This window comes from Crossiella sp. CA-258035, from assembly GCF_030064675.1.
Taxonomy (GTDB): Bacteria; Actinomycetota; Actinomycetes; order Mycobacteriales; family Pseudonocardiaceae; genus Crossiella.
The window spans coordinates 5514249-5530249 of record NZ_CP116413.1 but is presented as its reverse complement, the minus strand read 5'-3'; the positions used below and the strand labels follow the sequence as shown (position 1 = coordinate 5530249).

At 72.1% G+C, this 16001-nt stretch carries 11 protein-coding genes; 6 read left to right on the top strand and 5 right to left on the bottom strand.

The annotated features are described in order from the left end of the window. The first annotated feature begins 172 nt into the window (after positions 1-172). A complete protein-coding gene (locus N8J89_RS25295; RefSeq protein WP_283659498.1) occupies positions 173-3007 on the top strand; it encodes an ATP-binding protein in 2835 nt (944 codons plus the stop codon). A 6-nt stretch (positions 3008-3013) separates the two neighbouring features. Here N8J89_RS25295 and N8J89_RS25290 read toward each other — a convergent pair whose 3' ends face one another. After that, positions 3014-4018, bottom strand: a complete 1005-nt coding sequence (locus N8J89_RS25290) for a LacI family DNA-binding transcriptional regulator (RefSeq protein ID WP_502868499.1) — start codon at positions 4016-4018, stop codon at positions 3014-3016. A gap of 194 nt (positions 4019-4212) precedes the next feature. On the opposite strand from N8J89_RS25290, the gene N8J89_RS25285 reads away from it, so the two are divergent. The 4 genes from N8J89_RS25285 to N8J89_RS25270 all read left to right on the top strand — a co-directional run bounded on the left by N8J89_RS25285 (position 4213) and on the right by N8J89_RS25270 (position 9081). Then, complete coding sequence (locus N8J89_RS25285; protein ID WP_283659496.1) at positions 4213-4671, top strand: rhamnogalacturonan endolyase family protein; 459 nt, start codon at positions 4213-4215, stop codon at positions 4669-4671. After that, positions 4668-6473: a rhamnogalacturonan lyase gene (locus tag N8J89_RS25280; RefSeq protein ID WP_283659495.1), complete on the top strand. Its 1806-nt coding sequence runs from the start codon at positions 4668-4670 to the stop codon at positions 6471-6473. Before N8J89_RS25285 ends, N8J89_RS25280 begins: the two co-directional genes overlap by 4 nt. 3 nt (positions 6474-6476) lie before the next feature. Continuing rightward, a complete protein-coding gene (locus tag N8J89_RS25275) occupies positions 6477-8231 on the top strand; it encodes a glycoside hydrolase family 35 protein (protein WP_283659494.1) in 1755 nt (584 codons plus the stop codon). A 157-nt stretch (positions 8232-8388) separates the two neighbouring features. Further along, entirely contained in the window at positions 8389-9081 is a 693-nt protein-coding gene (locus tag N8J89_RS25270) for a glycoside hydrolase family 12 protein (protein WP_283659493.1), read from the top strand. A gap of 75 nt (positions 9082-9156) precedes the next feature. On the opposite strand, the gene N8J89_RS25265 is transcribed toward N8J89_RS25270, so the two are convergent. Further along, positions 9157-10158 (bottom strand): SGNH/GDSL hydrolase family protein, encoded by a 1002-nt coding sequence (locus N8J89_RS25265; protein ID WP_283659492.1) that lies wholly within the window; start codon positions 10156-10158, stop codon positions 9157-9159. Between the two features lie 329 nt (positions 10159-10487). Here N8J89_RS25265 and N8J89_RS25260 point away from each other — a divergent pair, with 329 nt between their 5' ends. After that, positions 10488-11540 carry a LacI family DNA-binding transcriptional regulator gene (locus tag N8J89_RS25260; RefSeq protein ID WP_283659491.1) on the top strand — a complete coding sequence of 351 codons (1053 nt, stop codon included), beginning with the start codon at positions 10488-10490 and terminating at the stop codon, positions 11538-11540. On the opposite strand, the gene N8J89_RS25255 is transcribed toward N8J89_RS25260, so the two are convergent. The 3 genes from N8J89_RS25255 to rhaI are packed head-to-tail and all read right to left on the bottom strand — an operon-like array spanning position 11488 to position 15990. After that, entirely contained in the window at positions 11488-12813 is a 1326-nt protein-coding gene (locus tag N8J89_RS25255) for a rhamnulokinase (protein WP_283659490.1), read from the bottom strand. The two genes, N8J89_RS25260 and N8J89_RS25255, sit on opposite strands and share 53 nt — an antisense overlap. Then, on the bottom strand, positions 12810-14834 hold the full coding sequence (locus tag N8J89_RS25250) for a bifunctional aldolase/short-chain dehydrogenase (RefSeq protein WP_283659489.1): 2025 nt from the start codon (positions 14832-14834) through the stop codon (positions 12810-12812). The genes N8J89_RS25255 and N8J89_RS25250 overlap by 4 nt, the downstream gene beginning before the upstream one ends. A gap of 1 nt (position 14835) precedes the next feature. Continuing rightward, the gene (gene rhaI / locus N8J89_RS25245) at positions 14836-15990 is read right to left on the bottom strand and encodes an L-rhamnose isomerase (protein WP_283659488.1); all 1155 of its coding nucleotides are present in this window, start codon (positions 15988-15990) and stop codon (positions 14836-14838) included. Positions 15991-16001 lie beyond the last annotated feature (11 nt).

Below are 16001 nucleotides of genomic sequence, written 5' to 3'. Positions count from 1 at the left end.
TCCTCCATTCCGCAGTGGGTGGACATCACCATTCGGCGTCGGCGGAGGGGGAACAACCGTGGTAAGTCCCCGTAGGGGTACCCGACTTGCCCGCACCCGGCGGACCAGCCGAATTCGGGGTTATGGCGGCAGATCCGCCGACCTACGCTGGCGGTCGACGACGGGAGTGCGGATGCTCGACGATGCCGTGCGAACCCGCTCCGGTCCGCCGCCGTTGATCGGCCGGGACGCGGAGCTGGCCGCCCTGCGCGCCGCCACCGCGCGCCCGCCCTCGGTGGCCTTCGTGGCGGGTGAGGCGGGGATCGGCAAGACCAGACTGGTCGCCGAGCTGGCCGCGCGCAGTGGCCCGGCCCAGGTGGTGATGGCCGCCTGCCAGCCGCTGGCCGACCCGTTCCCCTACGGCGTGCTGCTGGACTGTCTCAGCCGGTGCGGGGACCGGCTGCGCGATCCGGGACCGGTGACCGGCGCGCTGCGCGACCACCTGCCCGAGCTGGCCGCGCTCCTGCCGCCAGCGCCGCCGCCGCTGGGCGATCCGGTGGCCGAACGGCACCGGGTGTTCCGCGCCATCCGGCAGCTGCTCGCCGCGCTGGGCCCGGCCGTGCTCGTGGTCGAGGACCTGCACTGGGCGGATGAGCGGACCCGCCAGGTGCTGCGCTTCGTGCTCGCCGACCCGCCGCCGGAGCTGTCCGTCGTGGCCACCTACCGGCCCGAGGACCTTCCGGCCCAGGCCCCGCTCGGCCGCGCCCTGCGCATCCCGCCCGGGGTGACCGGGGTGCACCTCACCCTGCGCCCGCTCGACGCGGGGGAGGTGCGCGCGATGGTCAACGCCGTGCTGGGCGCGCCGCTGGCCTCCGTGCCGTTCGCCGAGGCGGTGTGGCAGGAGACGGGCGGTGTCCCGTTCGTGGTCGAGGAGACGGTGCGGGCACTGCCCGCGCCGGAACGGGACGTGCGCACCGACGAGACGGCCGCGCGCTGGGTGCTGGCCGAGACCGGGGTGCCGGCGTTGGTGCGGGAGGCGGTCCAGGAGCGCGTGCGGGGCCTGCCGCCCGCCGCCCGCGCGCTCGCCGAGGCGGCCGCGGTGCTCGACGTCGCGGAGTCGGCCGACACCCTGGCCGCGGTCGCGGGCGAGGCCGATCTGGACCAGCTGACCATGCTCGTGCGCTCGGCCGTGCTGGTCGAGGAATCGGCGGACCGCTACGGGTTCCGGTCGCCGATGGCCGCGCGCGCGGTGCGCGAGTCGACCCCCGGCCCGTGGCGCAGCGAGCTGCACAAGCGGGCCATCCGGGTGCTGTCCGGGCTCGACCGCAAGCCGCTGGCCCGGCTGGCCGCGCACGCCAAGGCCGGTGGCCTGGTCGCCGACTGGCTCCGCTACAGCGAGCTGGCCGCCGACGCCGCGGTCGAGGGCCGGGACGTGCCCACCGCGATCGACCTGCTCTGCCAGGTGATCTCCGATGCGGACGCCCGCGCCGAGGACGTGAACCGGCTGGCGATGAAGCTGTGCGACCACGCGGTGGCCGGGTTGCACAGCCCCTCGGCGCTGGCCAGGGTCGAGGACCTGCTCTCCGACCCCCGGCTGACCGCCGACGTGCGCGGCGAGGTGCACCTGTGGTTCGGCCTGCTGCTGCTCCGCCAGACGGGCGAGTCCGACCGCGCCGAAGCGGAGATCGCGCACGCGGTCGAGCTGCTGGCCGACCAGCCCGGCCGGATCGCGCGCGGCATGGCGGTGCTGGCCGTGCCCTACCTGAACACCGCGCCCCTCGCCGAGCACCAGGCCTGGCTGGACCGGGTGGAAGGCGTGCTGGACCACCTGCCCGCCCGCGCCCTGCGCCTGGCCGTGCTGGCCACCACCCTCGGCGGCAGGCTGATCGCGGGCGACCCCAGCGCCTGGGACCGCGCCGCGCGACTGCCCGCCCCGGCCGAGGTGCGCGACCCGGAGGAGGTGCGCCACCTGGCCCGCGCGCACTGCAACCTGGCCGACGCCTGCTCCTGGATCGGCCACCACCAGCGGGCCAGGGCCTTCCTGCGCACCGGGCTCACCCTCGCCGCCAGGGTCGGCGCGCCGTACGTGATCGGCGCCGCCGAGGCCACCGCGGTCCGGCTGGACTGGCTCACCGGGCAGTGGTCAGGGCTGGAGGAGCGGATCGCCGAGCTGCTGCGGACCTACGCGCACCTGCCGCCGGTCACCACCGAGCTGAACCTGGCCTGCGGCTGGCTGGCCACCGCGCGCGGCGACTGGGCCCGCGCCGAGGCGGGGTTCCAGGCCGCCGAGGGCGCACACCCGGCGGCGGCGACCATCCCGGTGCGGATCGCCGCGGTCGGCGGCCTGGCCGCCATGCTGCTCAGCCGGGGCGAGACCGCGGCGGCCGAGCAGCAGGCCGAGCGCGGGGTGGCCCTGCTGCGCGGCAAGGGGGCCTGGGTCTGGGCAGGTGAGGTGGTGCCGCACGCGGTCGACTGCTACCTGGCCGGCCAGCGCCCCGAGGCCGCCCGCGACCTGCTCGCCGAGCTGGCCGACGGCCTGACCGGCACCGACGCCCCGTTCGCCGAGGCGACGCTGACCGCCTGCCGGGCCAGGCTGGCCGCGGCCGCCGGCGACCGCGGTGAGACCCAACGGCTCTACCAGGCCGCGGTCGACCAGCACCGCGAACTGGGACTGACCTACCGCGCCACCCAGCTCACCGAAGCGGCCCTGCGCGCGGCGCCGCCCGACACCGCCGCCCTCGGCTCGCTCGCCCAGACCTACGACGCCCTCGGCGCCACCGTCGACGCCGCCCGCTGCCGCCACCACATCCGCAGCATCGGCGTGCCCACGCCCTCGCCACGGGGCCGGCGCGGCTACGGCAGCCAGCTGTCCCCGCGCGAACAGGACATCGCCCGCCTGGTGGCCAGCGGCCGCACCAACCGGGAGATCGCCCAGGCCCTGTTCATCTCCCGGCGCACGGTGGAGGAGTACGTGGCCAAGGTGTGCCGCAAGCTCAACGCCGCCTCCCGCCACGACATCCGGCTGTAGCGGCGGTCACCGCCCCCGCGCGCGCAGGCTGGACTCCCGCACGACGAGCTCCGGCGCGAACAGCACGTGCTGGTGCTCGTGTTCGTCAGGCGTCATGGTTTCCGCGATCACCAGTTCCGCCGCGGTGCGGCCGATGAGCTGCCTCGGCTGGCGCACGGAGGTCAGTGGAACCGCGGCCGAGGCGGCGAAGTCGATGTCGTCGTAGCCGACGATCGCGATGTCCGCCGGCACCCGGACACCCGTGCGCACGAAGGTTTGCAGCATGCCGAGGGCGAGCAGGTCGTTGGCGCAGAACACCGCGTCCGGCCGGGTGGCCCGAGCCAGGATCTGCTCGCCCGCGCGCTGCCCGGAGGCGACGTTGAGCGCGGGCATGGTCAGCTCCTCCAGCACGCTCTTCGGCCTGCGTGCCGCGCGCACGGCGTCCAGCGCGCCCCGGTACCGCTCCCGCGCCTGGTGCACGTGCGCGGGGCCGTTGACCATCACCAGCCGCTCATACCCCTCGGCGAGCAGGTGGGTGACCGCGAGCCGTCCGCCCGCGCGGTCGTCCACCGCGACCGAGCACAGGCCGAGGTCCGTGGTCGGGTGGTCCACCAGCACGACGGAGAGCCCGCACTCGCGCAGCCTGCGCACCGAGGCCAGGTCGGTGGCCACCGGCGTGATCAGCACGCCGTGCACGCGCTGCTCGGTGAGCAGCTCGACGTGCCTGGCCTCGCGCTGCGGCGACTCGTCGCTGTTGCACAGGACCACCGCGTGGCCCGCCTCGCTGGCCGCCTCCTCCGCGCCCCTGGCCACATCGGTGAAGAACGGGTTGCCGACGTCGAGCACCACCAGGCCGATGGCCTTCGGGGTGCCGGAGCGCAGCTGCCGCGCGGCGTCGTTGCGGACAAAACCCAGTTCGACGATGGCGTGCTGAACCCGTTCCCTGGTGCCCGGCGCGACGATCTCCGGCCGGTTCAGCACGTTGGACACGGTGCCGACGGACACCTTCGCGCGTGTCGCCACGTCGCGAATGCTCACCTGTGGCCGCACCGCCGCTCCTGTCCTCCGGGTTCCATGGCGGAGTGTAGGCCCGAAGATCAGGTGAGGTGGGTGTTGAATCGATTCAAAGACAAGCTAGGGCAGCGGCCGGGCTGACGTCAACCCGTTGCGGAAAGCGCATTCCATGTTGCAGGGTAAGGAAGTCGCCGGAGCGAGGAGGAACCGCCGTGGGTTCGCGACGATTGGCTGTGCACGCGGCGGCCCTGGCGGTGGCACTGCTGCTGCCCGCGACCGCGGCGGCCGGACCCGGACCCGGCCGCCCCCGGCTGGAACAGCTCGACCGCGGTCTGGTCGCCGCCACCACGGACCGGGGCGTGCAGCTGAGCTGGCGGCTGCTCGGCGAGGAGGTCACCGGCGCCACCGCCACCGGCATGGCCGGGCCGGAGTTCGCCGTGTACCGCGACGGCACCCGGCTGGCCACGGTGTCGGCGAGCACCACCTACCTCGACCCTGCCGCGCGGCCCGGCGCCCGGTACCGGGTCGCGCCACTGGTGCGGGGCGTGCCGCTCCGGTGGTCGAAACCGGTGACCGCGTGGGCCGCCTCCTTCCACGACCTGCCGCTGCGCAAGCCCGCCGACGGCGTGACGCCGGCGGGGAGAGCTACACCTACCTGGCCAACGACGTGAGTGTCGGCGACGTGGACGGCGACGGGCAGTACGAGTACGTGGTGAAGTGGGAACCCAGCAACGCCAAGGACGTCTCGCAGGTCGGCTACACCGGCCCGGTGCACCTGGACACCTACCGGCTCGACGGCACGCTGCTCAACCGCGTCAGCCTCGGGGTCAACATCCGGGCGGGCGCGCACTACACCCAGTTCCTGGTCTACGACTTCGACGGCGACGGCCGCTCGGAGCTGATGGTCAAGACCGCGCCGGGCACCAAGTCGACCGGCCGCGACGGCCGCGAACGGCACATCACGCTGCCAGCAGAGGACGTCCGCGCCGGTTACCGGCACACCGACGACTACCGGCTGAGCGCCGCGGGCTACTACCAGCACCTGGTGACCGTGTTCCGGGGCTGGGACCGGCATCCGGAGGTGCTGGCCGGGCGGTGGCCGAAGACGCTGGAACAGGCCCTCGGCCTTGAACCGCGCTACCAGTACCCGTTGTCCGACAAGGACGCCAGGGCGCTGGCCGACCACTTCATCGACGTCTACGCGCCGGGCCGCAGCCCGAACAACAAGCTCAGGGAGTTCGCCGGGTTCATCCTGGACGGACCCGAGTACCTCACCGTTTTCGACGGCGCCACCGGCCGCGAGCTGCAGACGGTGCGCTACCAGCCGGGCCGGGCCGACGACGGGCTGCGCTGGGGCGACTACGCGATGAACCGGATCGAGCCGGGCAACCGGGTGGACCGCTTCCTCTCCGGTGTCGCCTACCTCGACGGCAGACGCCCGTCGGCGATCTTCGCCCGCGGCTACTACACCCGGGCCGCGGTGGCCAGCTACGACTGGGACGGCAGGCGGCTCAAACAGCGCTGGCTGGCCGACAGCGGCTGGACGCCGATGAGCAACCCGTTCAACGACGCACCGCACGGCCGCGACGGCGAGAACCCCAGCCACGCCGAGCTGACCGGTCAGGGCGCGCACTCGCTGAGCGTGGCCGATGTGGACGGCGACGGCAGGCAGGAGATCGTCTACGGCGGCGCGACCCTGGATGACGACGGCAGCCTGAAGTACAGCTCCACCGGGATCCTGCCGCCGGGCAGCGCGGATCCGGGCGCCCGCGCGCGGGTCGGGCACGGGGATGCCTTGCACGTCACCGACATCGACCCGGAACGGCCGGGCCTGGAGATCTACATGGTGCACGAAGGCGGGCGGTGGGCGCCTTACGGTCACGCCATGCGGGACGCCGCCACCGGCGAGACCCGGTACGGCGGCTACTCCGGCCGCGACACCGGCCGCGGCATGATCGGCGACGTCCGGCCGGACGTGCCGGGCATCGAGACCTGGGCGTCGATGCCGGGCGGTTCCGGCGCGGTCGGCATCTGGAGCGCGGACGGCAGGCTGGTCGAGGAGCGTTCTCCCGGCACGAACATGAGCATCCGCTGGGCCGGTGACCTGACCACGCAGCTGGTCAGCGGCGCGATCGAGGAGACACCGGCCATCGACGACTGGCGGCGGGGCAGGCTGCTCACCGCCGAGGGCACGCGCACCAACAACCACACCAAGGGCACGCCCGCCCTGGTCGCGGACGTCTTCGGCGACTGGCGCGAGGAGATGCTGGTGCGCACCGTGGACAGCTCGGCGCTGCGGATCTTCACCAGCACCGAGCCGACGAAGCACAAGATGTACACGCTCATGCACGACAGGCAGTACCGCGTGGACGTGGCGCGCCAGCAGACCGGCTACAACCAACCGGCCTACCCGGGCTTCTACCTCGCCTCCGATGTGGACTGGCAACGGGTGCCACGGCCGGTGGGACGGTGACGCGTGCCTGAGTTCCGCATCGGCGAGCAGGACTTCCTGCTCGACGGCCAGCCGTTCCGCGTCCTTTCCGGTGCGCTGCACTACTTCCGCGTGCATCCAGGGCAGTGGGCCGACCGCATCGACAAGGCCCGGCGGATGGGGCTCAACACGATCGAGACCTACGTCCCCTGGAACGCGCACGCGCCGACGCCGGGGGAGTTCGACCTGACCGGCGGGCTCGACCTCGGCCGGTTCCTGCGCCTGGTCGGCGAGGCGGGCATGTACGCGATCGTCCGCCCCGGCCCCTACATCTGCGCCGAGTGGGACAACGGCGGCCTGCCCGCCTGGCTCTTCCGCGACCCCGAGACCGGCATCCGCCGCACCGAGCACCGCTACCTCGCCGCGGTGCGCGAGTACCTGCGCCGGGTGCACGAGGTCGTCGCGCCGTTGCAGGTGCACCGGGGCGGCCCGGTGATCCTGGTGCAGATCGAGAACGAGTACGGCGCGTACGGCAGCGACAAGGTCTACCTCAAGACGCTGGTCGACTACACCAGCGACGCGGGCATCACCGTGCCACTGACCACAGTGGACCAGCCCATCGACGAGATGATGGTGGCCGGGCGGATCGACGGCGTGCACATGACCGCCTCGTTCGGTTCCCGTGCCGCGGAACGCCTGGCCACCCTGCGCAGGCACCAGCCGACCGGGCCGCTGATGTGCTCGGAGTTCTGGGTCGGCTGGTTCGACCACTGGGGCGCGCACCACCACACCACACCGGTGGAGGAGGCGGCCGCCGAGCTGGACACGCTGCTCGCCGCCGGCGCCTCGGTCAACATCTACCTGGTGCACGGCGGCACCAACTTCGGGCTCACCAGCGGCGCCAGCGACAAGGGCGTCTACCAGCCCACGGTCACCTCCTACGACTACGACGCCCCGCTGGACGAGGCGGGCAGGCCGACCGCCAAGTACCACGCCTTCCGCGAGGTGATCGCCAAGTACCACCCGGTGCCGGACGCGCCGCCGCCGGTGCCGCCCGCGCCGTCGCTGGCGACCCCGCTCGGCGACCCGGTCCACCTGTTCGACAACCCGGATGCCTGGGGAACCTGGCAGCGCCACCACGCCCTGCCGCGCCTGGACGACCTCGACGGCGCGCCGCGGCTGGCCCTGCTGCGCACCCGGATCGACGTGCCCGGGGCCGCGGTGCTCGGTTTTGGCGAGGTGCGGGACCGGGCCTCGGTGTTCCTGGACGACCGGCCGGTCGGCACCCTGCTGCGCGAGCACCACCAGCGGGTGCTCGGACTCGGCAGCGGCACGGGATCGCTGTCGGTGCTCGTCGAGGACCAGGGCCGGGTCAACTACGGCCCGCGCATCGGTGAGCCCAAGGGCCTGATCGGCGGCGCGACGCTCAACGGCATTCCCCTCACCGGGTGGGAGGTCCTGCCGATCGACCTCAGCTGCCCGCCGCCGGTGTGGGCAGGCGAGCAGCGCACGCCGGTGACCGGCGCGGTCGCCGGACCGGTGCTGCTGCGCGCCGGGTTCAGCCTGCCGGAGCCGGCCGACCTGCACCTGGACACGCGGGGCTGGGGCAAGGGTGTGGTGTGGGTCAACGGTTTCTGCCTCGGCCGGTACTGGTCGCGCACCCCGCAGCGCACGCTCTACCTGCCCGGCCCGGTGGTCCGCGCCGGGGAGAACGAGGTGGTCGTGCTAGAGCTCGACGCCATGGCCGAGCCGGTCGTGCGGTTCGTGCCCGAACCGCTGCCCGGCCACACCGAGGCCTGACTCCTTTCTTCCGTCGAATCGACCGTTTCGACTGTCGAACGCACGTCGAACGAACTTTTCGTTGCATTCGACACATTCGATCTCTAAGGTCCGGTGAACCGCTTCGATTTCGCAGCGGATCGCATTCCGTTCAATGCTGTGCGGAAAGGACGAGTTGATGAACAAACTAATTCGCGCGCTCGTGGTGGCGGTGGCCGCGGCACTGGCCGTCTCGCTGGGAGCGCCTGCCGCGTCCGCGGCGTCCTGGTCGTCCTCGGACAAGTGGGGCACCTGGTCGAACGGTGGCTACACCGTCCGCAACAACGTCTGGGGCGGCGGCGCGGGCGCGCAGTCGATCTGGGCGAACTCGTACAGCAACTGGGGCGTGTGGGCGAACCACCCCAACACCGGCGGGGTCAAGTCGTACCCGCACGCGGGCAAGGCGATCAACAAGCGGATCAGCTCGATCGGTTCCCTGCGCAGCAGTTTCAACGTGAATGTGCCGGGGTCGGGCGCCTATGCGACCGCCTATGACATCTGGGCCAACAACAACGCCTACGAGATCATGCTGTGGATGAACAAGACCGGCCCGGTCGGCGCCATCGGCTCCTTCCAGGTCCGGGCCAGCGTCGGCGGCCACACCTGGGACGTCTACCGCGGCTCCAACGGCAGCAACGCGGTGTTCTCCTTCCTGCGCACCTCCAACACCTCGGCCGGCACGGTCGACATCAAGGCGGTGCTGGACTGGATCCGCGGCCGCGGCTGGTACGGCGACGTGACCGTCGGCGACGTCCAGTTCGGCTACGAGATCACCTCCTCCAGCGGTGGCATGAACTTCACCACCAACAGCTACTCGGTCTCGGGCGGCTGATCCGCGGTTGACGTGTGGGCAGGCGGGCGTGAGATCAGCCCGCCTGCCCACGGCCATGACCCTCCCGGGTGCGGCCTAGAGCTTCGCGCCGACGATCGGCGCCAGGCGGTCGGCGATCTTGCGGTGGCCCTGGTCGTTGGGGTGCACGTTGTCCACGGTGTCGGTGGCCTCGTTGATCCAGCCTTCGGTGCCGACGAAGTGGACGTTGCGGTCGCCGCCGTCGTTGAGCGTGCGCACCGCCGCCTGCGTCTCCGGCAGGTACCGCTTGCGGAAGGAGCCCATGGCGAAGATCGCCGCGGTCGGGTACTTCTCCCGGGCCCGCCGCAGCAGCGTGACGTAGGAGGAGCGGAACTGCTCCTTGCTCACGTTGTGCCCGACGTCGTTGGTGCCGAGGTTGATCACCACGGCGTTCGCCCGGTAGCGGTTGAAGTTCCACGCGGGCGCGTCGGCCGCGAGGCCGGTGCGCAGGAACCCCTCGCGCATGCTCAGGCAGCCGTCGGCGGCCGGGTGCAGGCAGGCCCCGCCGACCGCGATCTGGGTGTGCCCGGCCTTCAGCTTCTCGCCGGTGAGCCAGCCGTAGGCGGTGAGCGCCTGCTTGGAGGACCGCTGTCCGACGGTGATCGAGTCGCCGACGAACTCGATGATCTTCGACGGCACGCTCGGCGCGAACGTGGTCGCGCCCGCGTCCAGGGTGATGCCCTGGAACACCGCGTCACCCCGGTAGGACCCGGCGATCGGCCGGTAGGACACGCGCACCGTGTGCCTGCCCGGCGGGAGCTTGTTCGGCGTGAGGTCCACCGTGCCGCTGCGGTTGACGTAGGAGACGTCGGGGCCGCCGTCGATGCTGACGAAGAAGTCGATCGCCCTGCGCTGCTTGAGCTTCAGCGTGGTGCCGGTGAAGCCGACGACCAGGTACCCGCCTGCCCACTCGGAGGTGTAGGCGCTGGCGGAGCTGGTGTTCCACCGGCCGAAGTACTTGACGTTCGGGTCAGTGGGCGAACCCGTGGTCGCGGCCTGCGCCGCCGGGACCGGGAGCACCACACTGGCCAGAAGTGCTGCCGCGACGAGTAGCTTCATGTCGTTCCTCCGGGAGCGGACGGCGCTGTCGCTTGGTGACGATGAACCGTTTCAAGTCTTGGCGCAAGAGGCAAAAGCGTTGCCAGATAGGCTGGAAGGCGCTTTCCCTGATCGGCGGTTGACGCCCTCGGAGCAGCGCACGTAGCCTTTTGTTGTAACGATTCAATCCTTCTGGTCGCAAGTGGACGGTGACCGTTCGACGGTCATTCGACGGAGCCGGGTCGAACAGGTCGAACCGCTGACCTTCGGCGCTTACATTTCCGGTTCCGAACGTGCATGCTGAGCGGCCGGAAAGTCGTCGAAGCGCTTCAACGCACGGAGGTGCCAACGTGGTCACCATCGCGGATGTGGCGCGGCACGCCGGTGTCGCGCCGAGCACGGTCTCGTACGTGCTGACCGGCAGGCGGTCGATCTCGGCGCAGACCCGGTCCAGGGTCACCGAGAGCATCCGGCTGCTCGGCTACCGTCCGCACGCGGGCAGGCGGGCGCTGTCGACCAGCCGGACCAACGTGGTGGCGCTGGTGCTGCCGTTGCGTCGCGGGGCGTACCTGCCGGTGCTGATGCGGTTCGTCGCCTCGGCGATCGCCGAGGCCCGCAGGCACGAGCTGGACGTGCTGGTGGTGACCGCGGACCAGGGCGCGCAGGGGCTGCGGCGGATCGCGGGCAGCGCCCAGGTCGACGGGTTCCTGGTGATGGACGTGGAGCTGGACGACGAGCGGGTGCCCCTGCTGCGCCAGCTCGCCCAGCCCTCCGTGCTGATCGGGCATCCGGCCACCACCAACGGGCTGACCTGTGTTGACCTGGACTTCGAGGCCGCGGCCGCCCGGTGCGTCGATCACCTCGCCGACCTCGGCCACCGCTACATCGGCTTCCTCGGCGCGCCGAGCGTGGTGTACCAGCGCAACACCGGGTACGCGCAGCGCACGATGGCGGGTTTCGGCGCGGCGGCCATGCGCCGCGGCATCGCCTCCACCGCGCTGCCCGCCGAGGACGACTACGAGTCGGTGCTGATCAGCACGCGGGCACTGCTGCGCGCGCAACCGGCGATGACCGCGCTGGTGGTGCACAACGAGGCGGCGCTGGGCTGGGTCGCGAGCAGCCTGCGCGCGCTGGGCCGGCGGGTGCCCGAGGACGTGGCCGTGGTCGCCATCTGCCCGGACGAGCTGGCCGAGCAGCTGTTCCTGACCTCGGTGCGGCTGCCAGCGGAGGAGCTGGCCCGGCAGGCGGTGGACCTGCTGGTGGCGAAGGTGAACGGGCTGCCGACGCCGGCGCTGACCCTGCTGCCGCCAAAACTGCGCACCCGCGCCAGCTCCGCGCCCGGCCCGGCGTTCACCGGGGGAGGTAGCGCCGCAATGGCTGGGTCTCCCGCACGAGCGCTCTGAGCTCGCCCAGGGCGCCGGGCACCGCTCCGGCGGCCCGGGCCTGCACGAGCACGTTGCCCAGCGCGGTCGCCTCGGCAGGCCCCGCGATGACCGGGAGACCGCAGGCGTCGGCGGTGAGCTGACACAGCAGTTCGTTGCGCGAGCCGCCGCCGACCACGTGCACGACCGCGACCTCCTTGCCGGACAACCGCTGCGCGGCCACGACCGCGTCCCGGTGGGCCAGTGCGAGACTGTCCACAATGGACCGAGCGATCTCACCGGGCGTCTCCGGCACCCGTTCGCCCGCCTCGCGGCACCACCGTTGGATCCGCGCGGGCATGTCGCCTGGCGGCAGGAACACCGGGTCGTTCGGGTCGAACACCGAGCCCCGCGCGCCCGCGGCCGCCCGCAGCACCGGCTCCAGTTCGGTGTCCCAGCAGCGCAGGCATTCCTGGAGCAGCCACAGGCCCATGACGTTGCGCAGGTAGCGGATCGTGCCGTCCACCCCGCCCTCGTTGGTGAAGTTGGCCGCCCTGCTCTCCGCGGTCAGCACCGGCGCGGTCAGCTCCACGCCGACCAGCGACCAGGTGCCGCAGGAGATGTAGGCGAACGCCTCGCCCTCGGCGGGCACCGCGACCACGGCCGAGGCGGTGTCGTGCGAGCCGACCGCGGTGACCGGGACGCCCTCGTGCTCGCCTGCCGGGTCGCCGGGCTGGCGGAGATCGGGCAGCAGCCCCGGCGGCAGACCGCGCGCCAGCTCCGCCGACCACTGTCCACTTCGGACGTCGATGAGGCCGGTGGTGGTCGCGTTGGTGTACTCGGCGCCGCGTTCCCCGGTCAGCCAGTAGGAGAGCAGGTCCGGGATGAGCAGCAGCTGCGCCGCGTGCGCCAGCAGCGGTTCGGCGGCGAGCTGGAACATCGTGTTGAACGGCTGGAACTGCAAGCCGTTGAGCCGGTACAGCCGGTCGGGGTCGATCGGCGGGATGATGCCGTCGGTGCGCGCGTCGCGGTAGTGCACCGGGTTGCCCAGCAGCGCCCCGCGCTCGTCGAGCAGGCCGTAGTCCACCGCCCAGCTGTCGATGCCGATGCTGTCGATCTCGCCGGCCCGGCGCAGACCGGCGAGCACTTCCCGGTACAGCCCGAGCACGTCCCAGTGCAGGGTCCCGCGCAGGCGCACCGGCCCGTTCGGGAACCGGTGCACCTCCTCGATCGCCAGCGCGCCGTCCCCGGCCAGCCCCCGGACCACCCGCCCGCTGGACGCGCCGAGGTCGACCGCGGCCACGGTCACCCTCATCGCAGGAACGCCGCGGCCACACCGGCGTCCACCGGCACGTGCAGCCCGGTGGTCAGCGACAGCTCGCCACCGGTGAGCGCGAACACCGCGGCCGCCACGTGCTCGGGCAGCACCTCGCGCTTGAGCAGGGTGCGCTGGGCGTAGAACGCGCCCAGCTCCTCCTCCGGCACGCCGTAGACCGCCGCGCGCTGGGCGCCCCAGCCACCGGCGAAGATGCCGGAACCCCGCACCACGCCGTCCGGGTTGACCCCGTTGACCCGGATGCCGTCCGCGCCCAGCTCCGCGGCCAGCAGCCGCACCTGGTGCGCCTGGTCGGCCTTGGCCGCGCCGTAGGCGATGTTGTTCGGCCCGGCGAACACCGAGTTCTTGCTGGAGATGTAGACCAGGTCGCCGCCCATGCCTTGCCCGCGCATGACCTTTGCGGCCTGCTGGGACACCAGGAACGAGCCCTTGGCCATCACGTCGTGCTGGAGGTCCCAGTCCGCCTCGGTGGTCTCGGCGAGCGACTTGGAGATCGACAGCCCGGCGTTGTTGACCACCAGGTCCACCCCGCCGAAGGCCAGCACCGCGGTGCGGAACGCCTCGGCGACCGCCGCCGCGTCGGTGACGTCGACGGTGACCGGCACGGCCACGTCGGCAGAGCCGATGCCCTCCGCGACCATCCGCGCGGCCGCGCCGTCGCGGTCGGCGACCACCACGCACGCGCCCTCGGCGGCCAGCCGCCGGGCGATCGCCTTGCCGATGCCCGAGCCGCCACCGGTGACCAGTGCCACCCTGGTGGCCAGCGGCCTCGGCTTGGGCAGCCTGCGCAGCTTCGCCTCTTCCAGCGCCCAGTACTCGATGCGGAACTTCTCCCGTTCCTCGATCGGGGCGTACCGGGACACCGACTCCGCGCCGCGCATCACGTTGATGGCGTTGAGGTAGAACTCGCCGGCCACCCGCGCGGTCTGCTTGTCCTTGCCGAAGCTGAACATGCCGACACCGGGCACGAGCACGATCGCCGGGTCCGCGCCGCGCATCGGCGGGCTGTCCGGCTCGGCGTGCCGCTCGTAGTAGGCCCGGTAGTCCGCGCGGTAGGCATCGTGCAGCTCGCGCAGCCGGGCGATCGCCTCGTCCAGGGGCGCGGCCGGCGGCAGGTCGAGCACCATCGGCCGGACCTTGGTGCGCAGGAAGTGGTCGGGACAGGAGGTGCCGAGTGCGGCCAGCTCGGGATGCCTTGCCCGGGAAAGGAAGTCGAGCACCACCTCGGTGTCGGTGAAGTGACCGACCTGCGGGTGGTCGGTGGCGGCCAGGCCGCGGATGACCGGGGCCAGCTCGGCCGCCCGCACCCGGCGTTCCTTGGCTGGCAACGGTTCGTGGGTCACCGGCCCGAACGGTTCGGCGCGGCCGTGCTGGTCGAGGTAGCGCTGCGCGGTCTGGATGATCTCCAGCGAGTTGGCCTCGCACTCCTGGCTGGTCTCGCCCCAGGCGGTGATCCCGTGCCCGCCCAGGACCACGCCGATGGCCTGCGGGTTGGCCCGCTTCACCTCGGCGATGTCCAGCCCCAGCTGGAAACCGGGCCGCCGCCACGGCACCCACACCACCCGGTCGCCGAAGCAGGCTCGCACCAGCTCCTCGCCGTCCTCGGCGGTGGCGAAGGCGATGCCCGCGTCCGGGTGCAGGTGGTCCACGTGCGCGGCGTCCACCAGGCCGTGCATCGCGGTGTCGATCGAGGGCGCCGCGCCGCCCTTGCCGTGCAGGCAGTAGTCGAAGGCGGCGACCATCTCGTCCTCGCGGTCCACCCCCGGGTAGACCTCGGCCAGCGCGCGCAGCCGGTCCAGCCGCAGCACGGCCAGCCCGGCCTCGGTGAGCGTGCCCAGGTCGCCGCCGGATCCCTTGACCCACAACAGTTCCACCGGCTGCTGGGTGACCGGGTCGGTCGCCGAGTCCTTCGCGGAGGTGTTGCCGCCGGCGTAGTTGGTGTTGCGTGGATCCGCGCCGAGCCGGTTGCTCCGCCCCAGCAGCGCTGCCACCTGGTTCATCTCACGCACCCCATCCGGCGGCCTGGCCGCCGACTCGTTCCCGGATGATCCACTCGGCGTAGCCCGACCGCCGGTAGGCCGCCATCGGGTCGGGATCCAGGCCCAGCTCCGCGCGCAGCTCGCGCAGCAGTGGCCGGACATCGGTGTTGTAGGCATCCATCAGCGCGCCGTTGGCGGCCAGCACGTCTCCGGTGCGCTGCGCGGCCGACAACGCCTCCGCATCGACCAGCAGCGCCTTGGCGGTGGCCTCCTGCACGTTGAGCACCGAACGGATGATCGCCGGGATCTTCGGCTCGATGTTGTGGCACTGGTCGAGCATGAACGCGATGCCCGCGGCCGGTTTCAGCGCGTCGGCCAGCACGATCTCGTGCATGATCCGGAACAGCTGGAACGGGTCGGCCGCGCCGGCCATCAGGTCGTCGTCGGCGTAGAACCGGGAGTTGAAGTCGAAGGCGCCCAGCTTCCCGGCGCGCAGCAGGACCGAGACGATGAACTCGATGTTCGTGCCCGGCGCGTGGTGCCCGGTGTCGATGACGACCTGGGCCTGGTCACCGAGTTGCACGCAGTGCGCGTACGCGGTGCCCCAGTCCGGCACGTCGGTGGCGTAGAAGGCGGGCTCGAAGAGCTTGTACTCCAACAACATCCGCTGATCAGCGCCCAGCCGCTGGTAGGTCTCGTGCAGTGCCTCGGCGAGCCGGTCCTGCCTGGCCTTGAGATTGTCCTGGCCGGGGTAGTTCAGCCCGTCGGCGAACCACAGCTTCAGGTCCCGCGACCCGGTCTGGTCCATGATGTCGACACATTCGAGCAGGTGCCCGATCGCCTTGCGCCGCACCGCCGCGTCCGGATGCGTGACGCTGCCCAGCCGGTAGTCGTCGTCCTGGAAGACGTTGGCGTTGATGGTGCCCAGCTCGACGCCGCGGTCCCGCGCGTACCCGGCCAGCTCGCCGTAGTCCTCAACCTTGTCCCAGGGGATGTGCAGCGCCACCGTGGGCGCGATGCCGGTGAACCGGTGCACCTCCGCCGCGTCGTCGATCTTCTCGAACGGCGTGCGCGGCACCCCCTGCTGGGCGAAGACCTTGAACCGGGTCCCCGAGTTCCCGTACGCCCACGAGGGCGTCTCGATCCGCTGCTCCCGCAGCGCGGCCTTGACACTCATGTTCTCTCCTG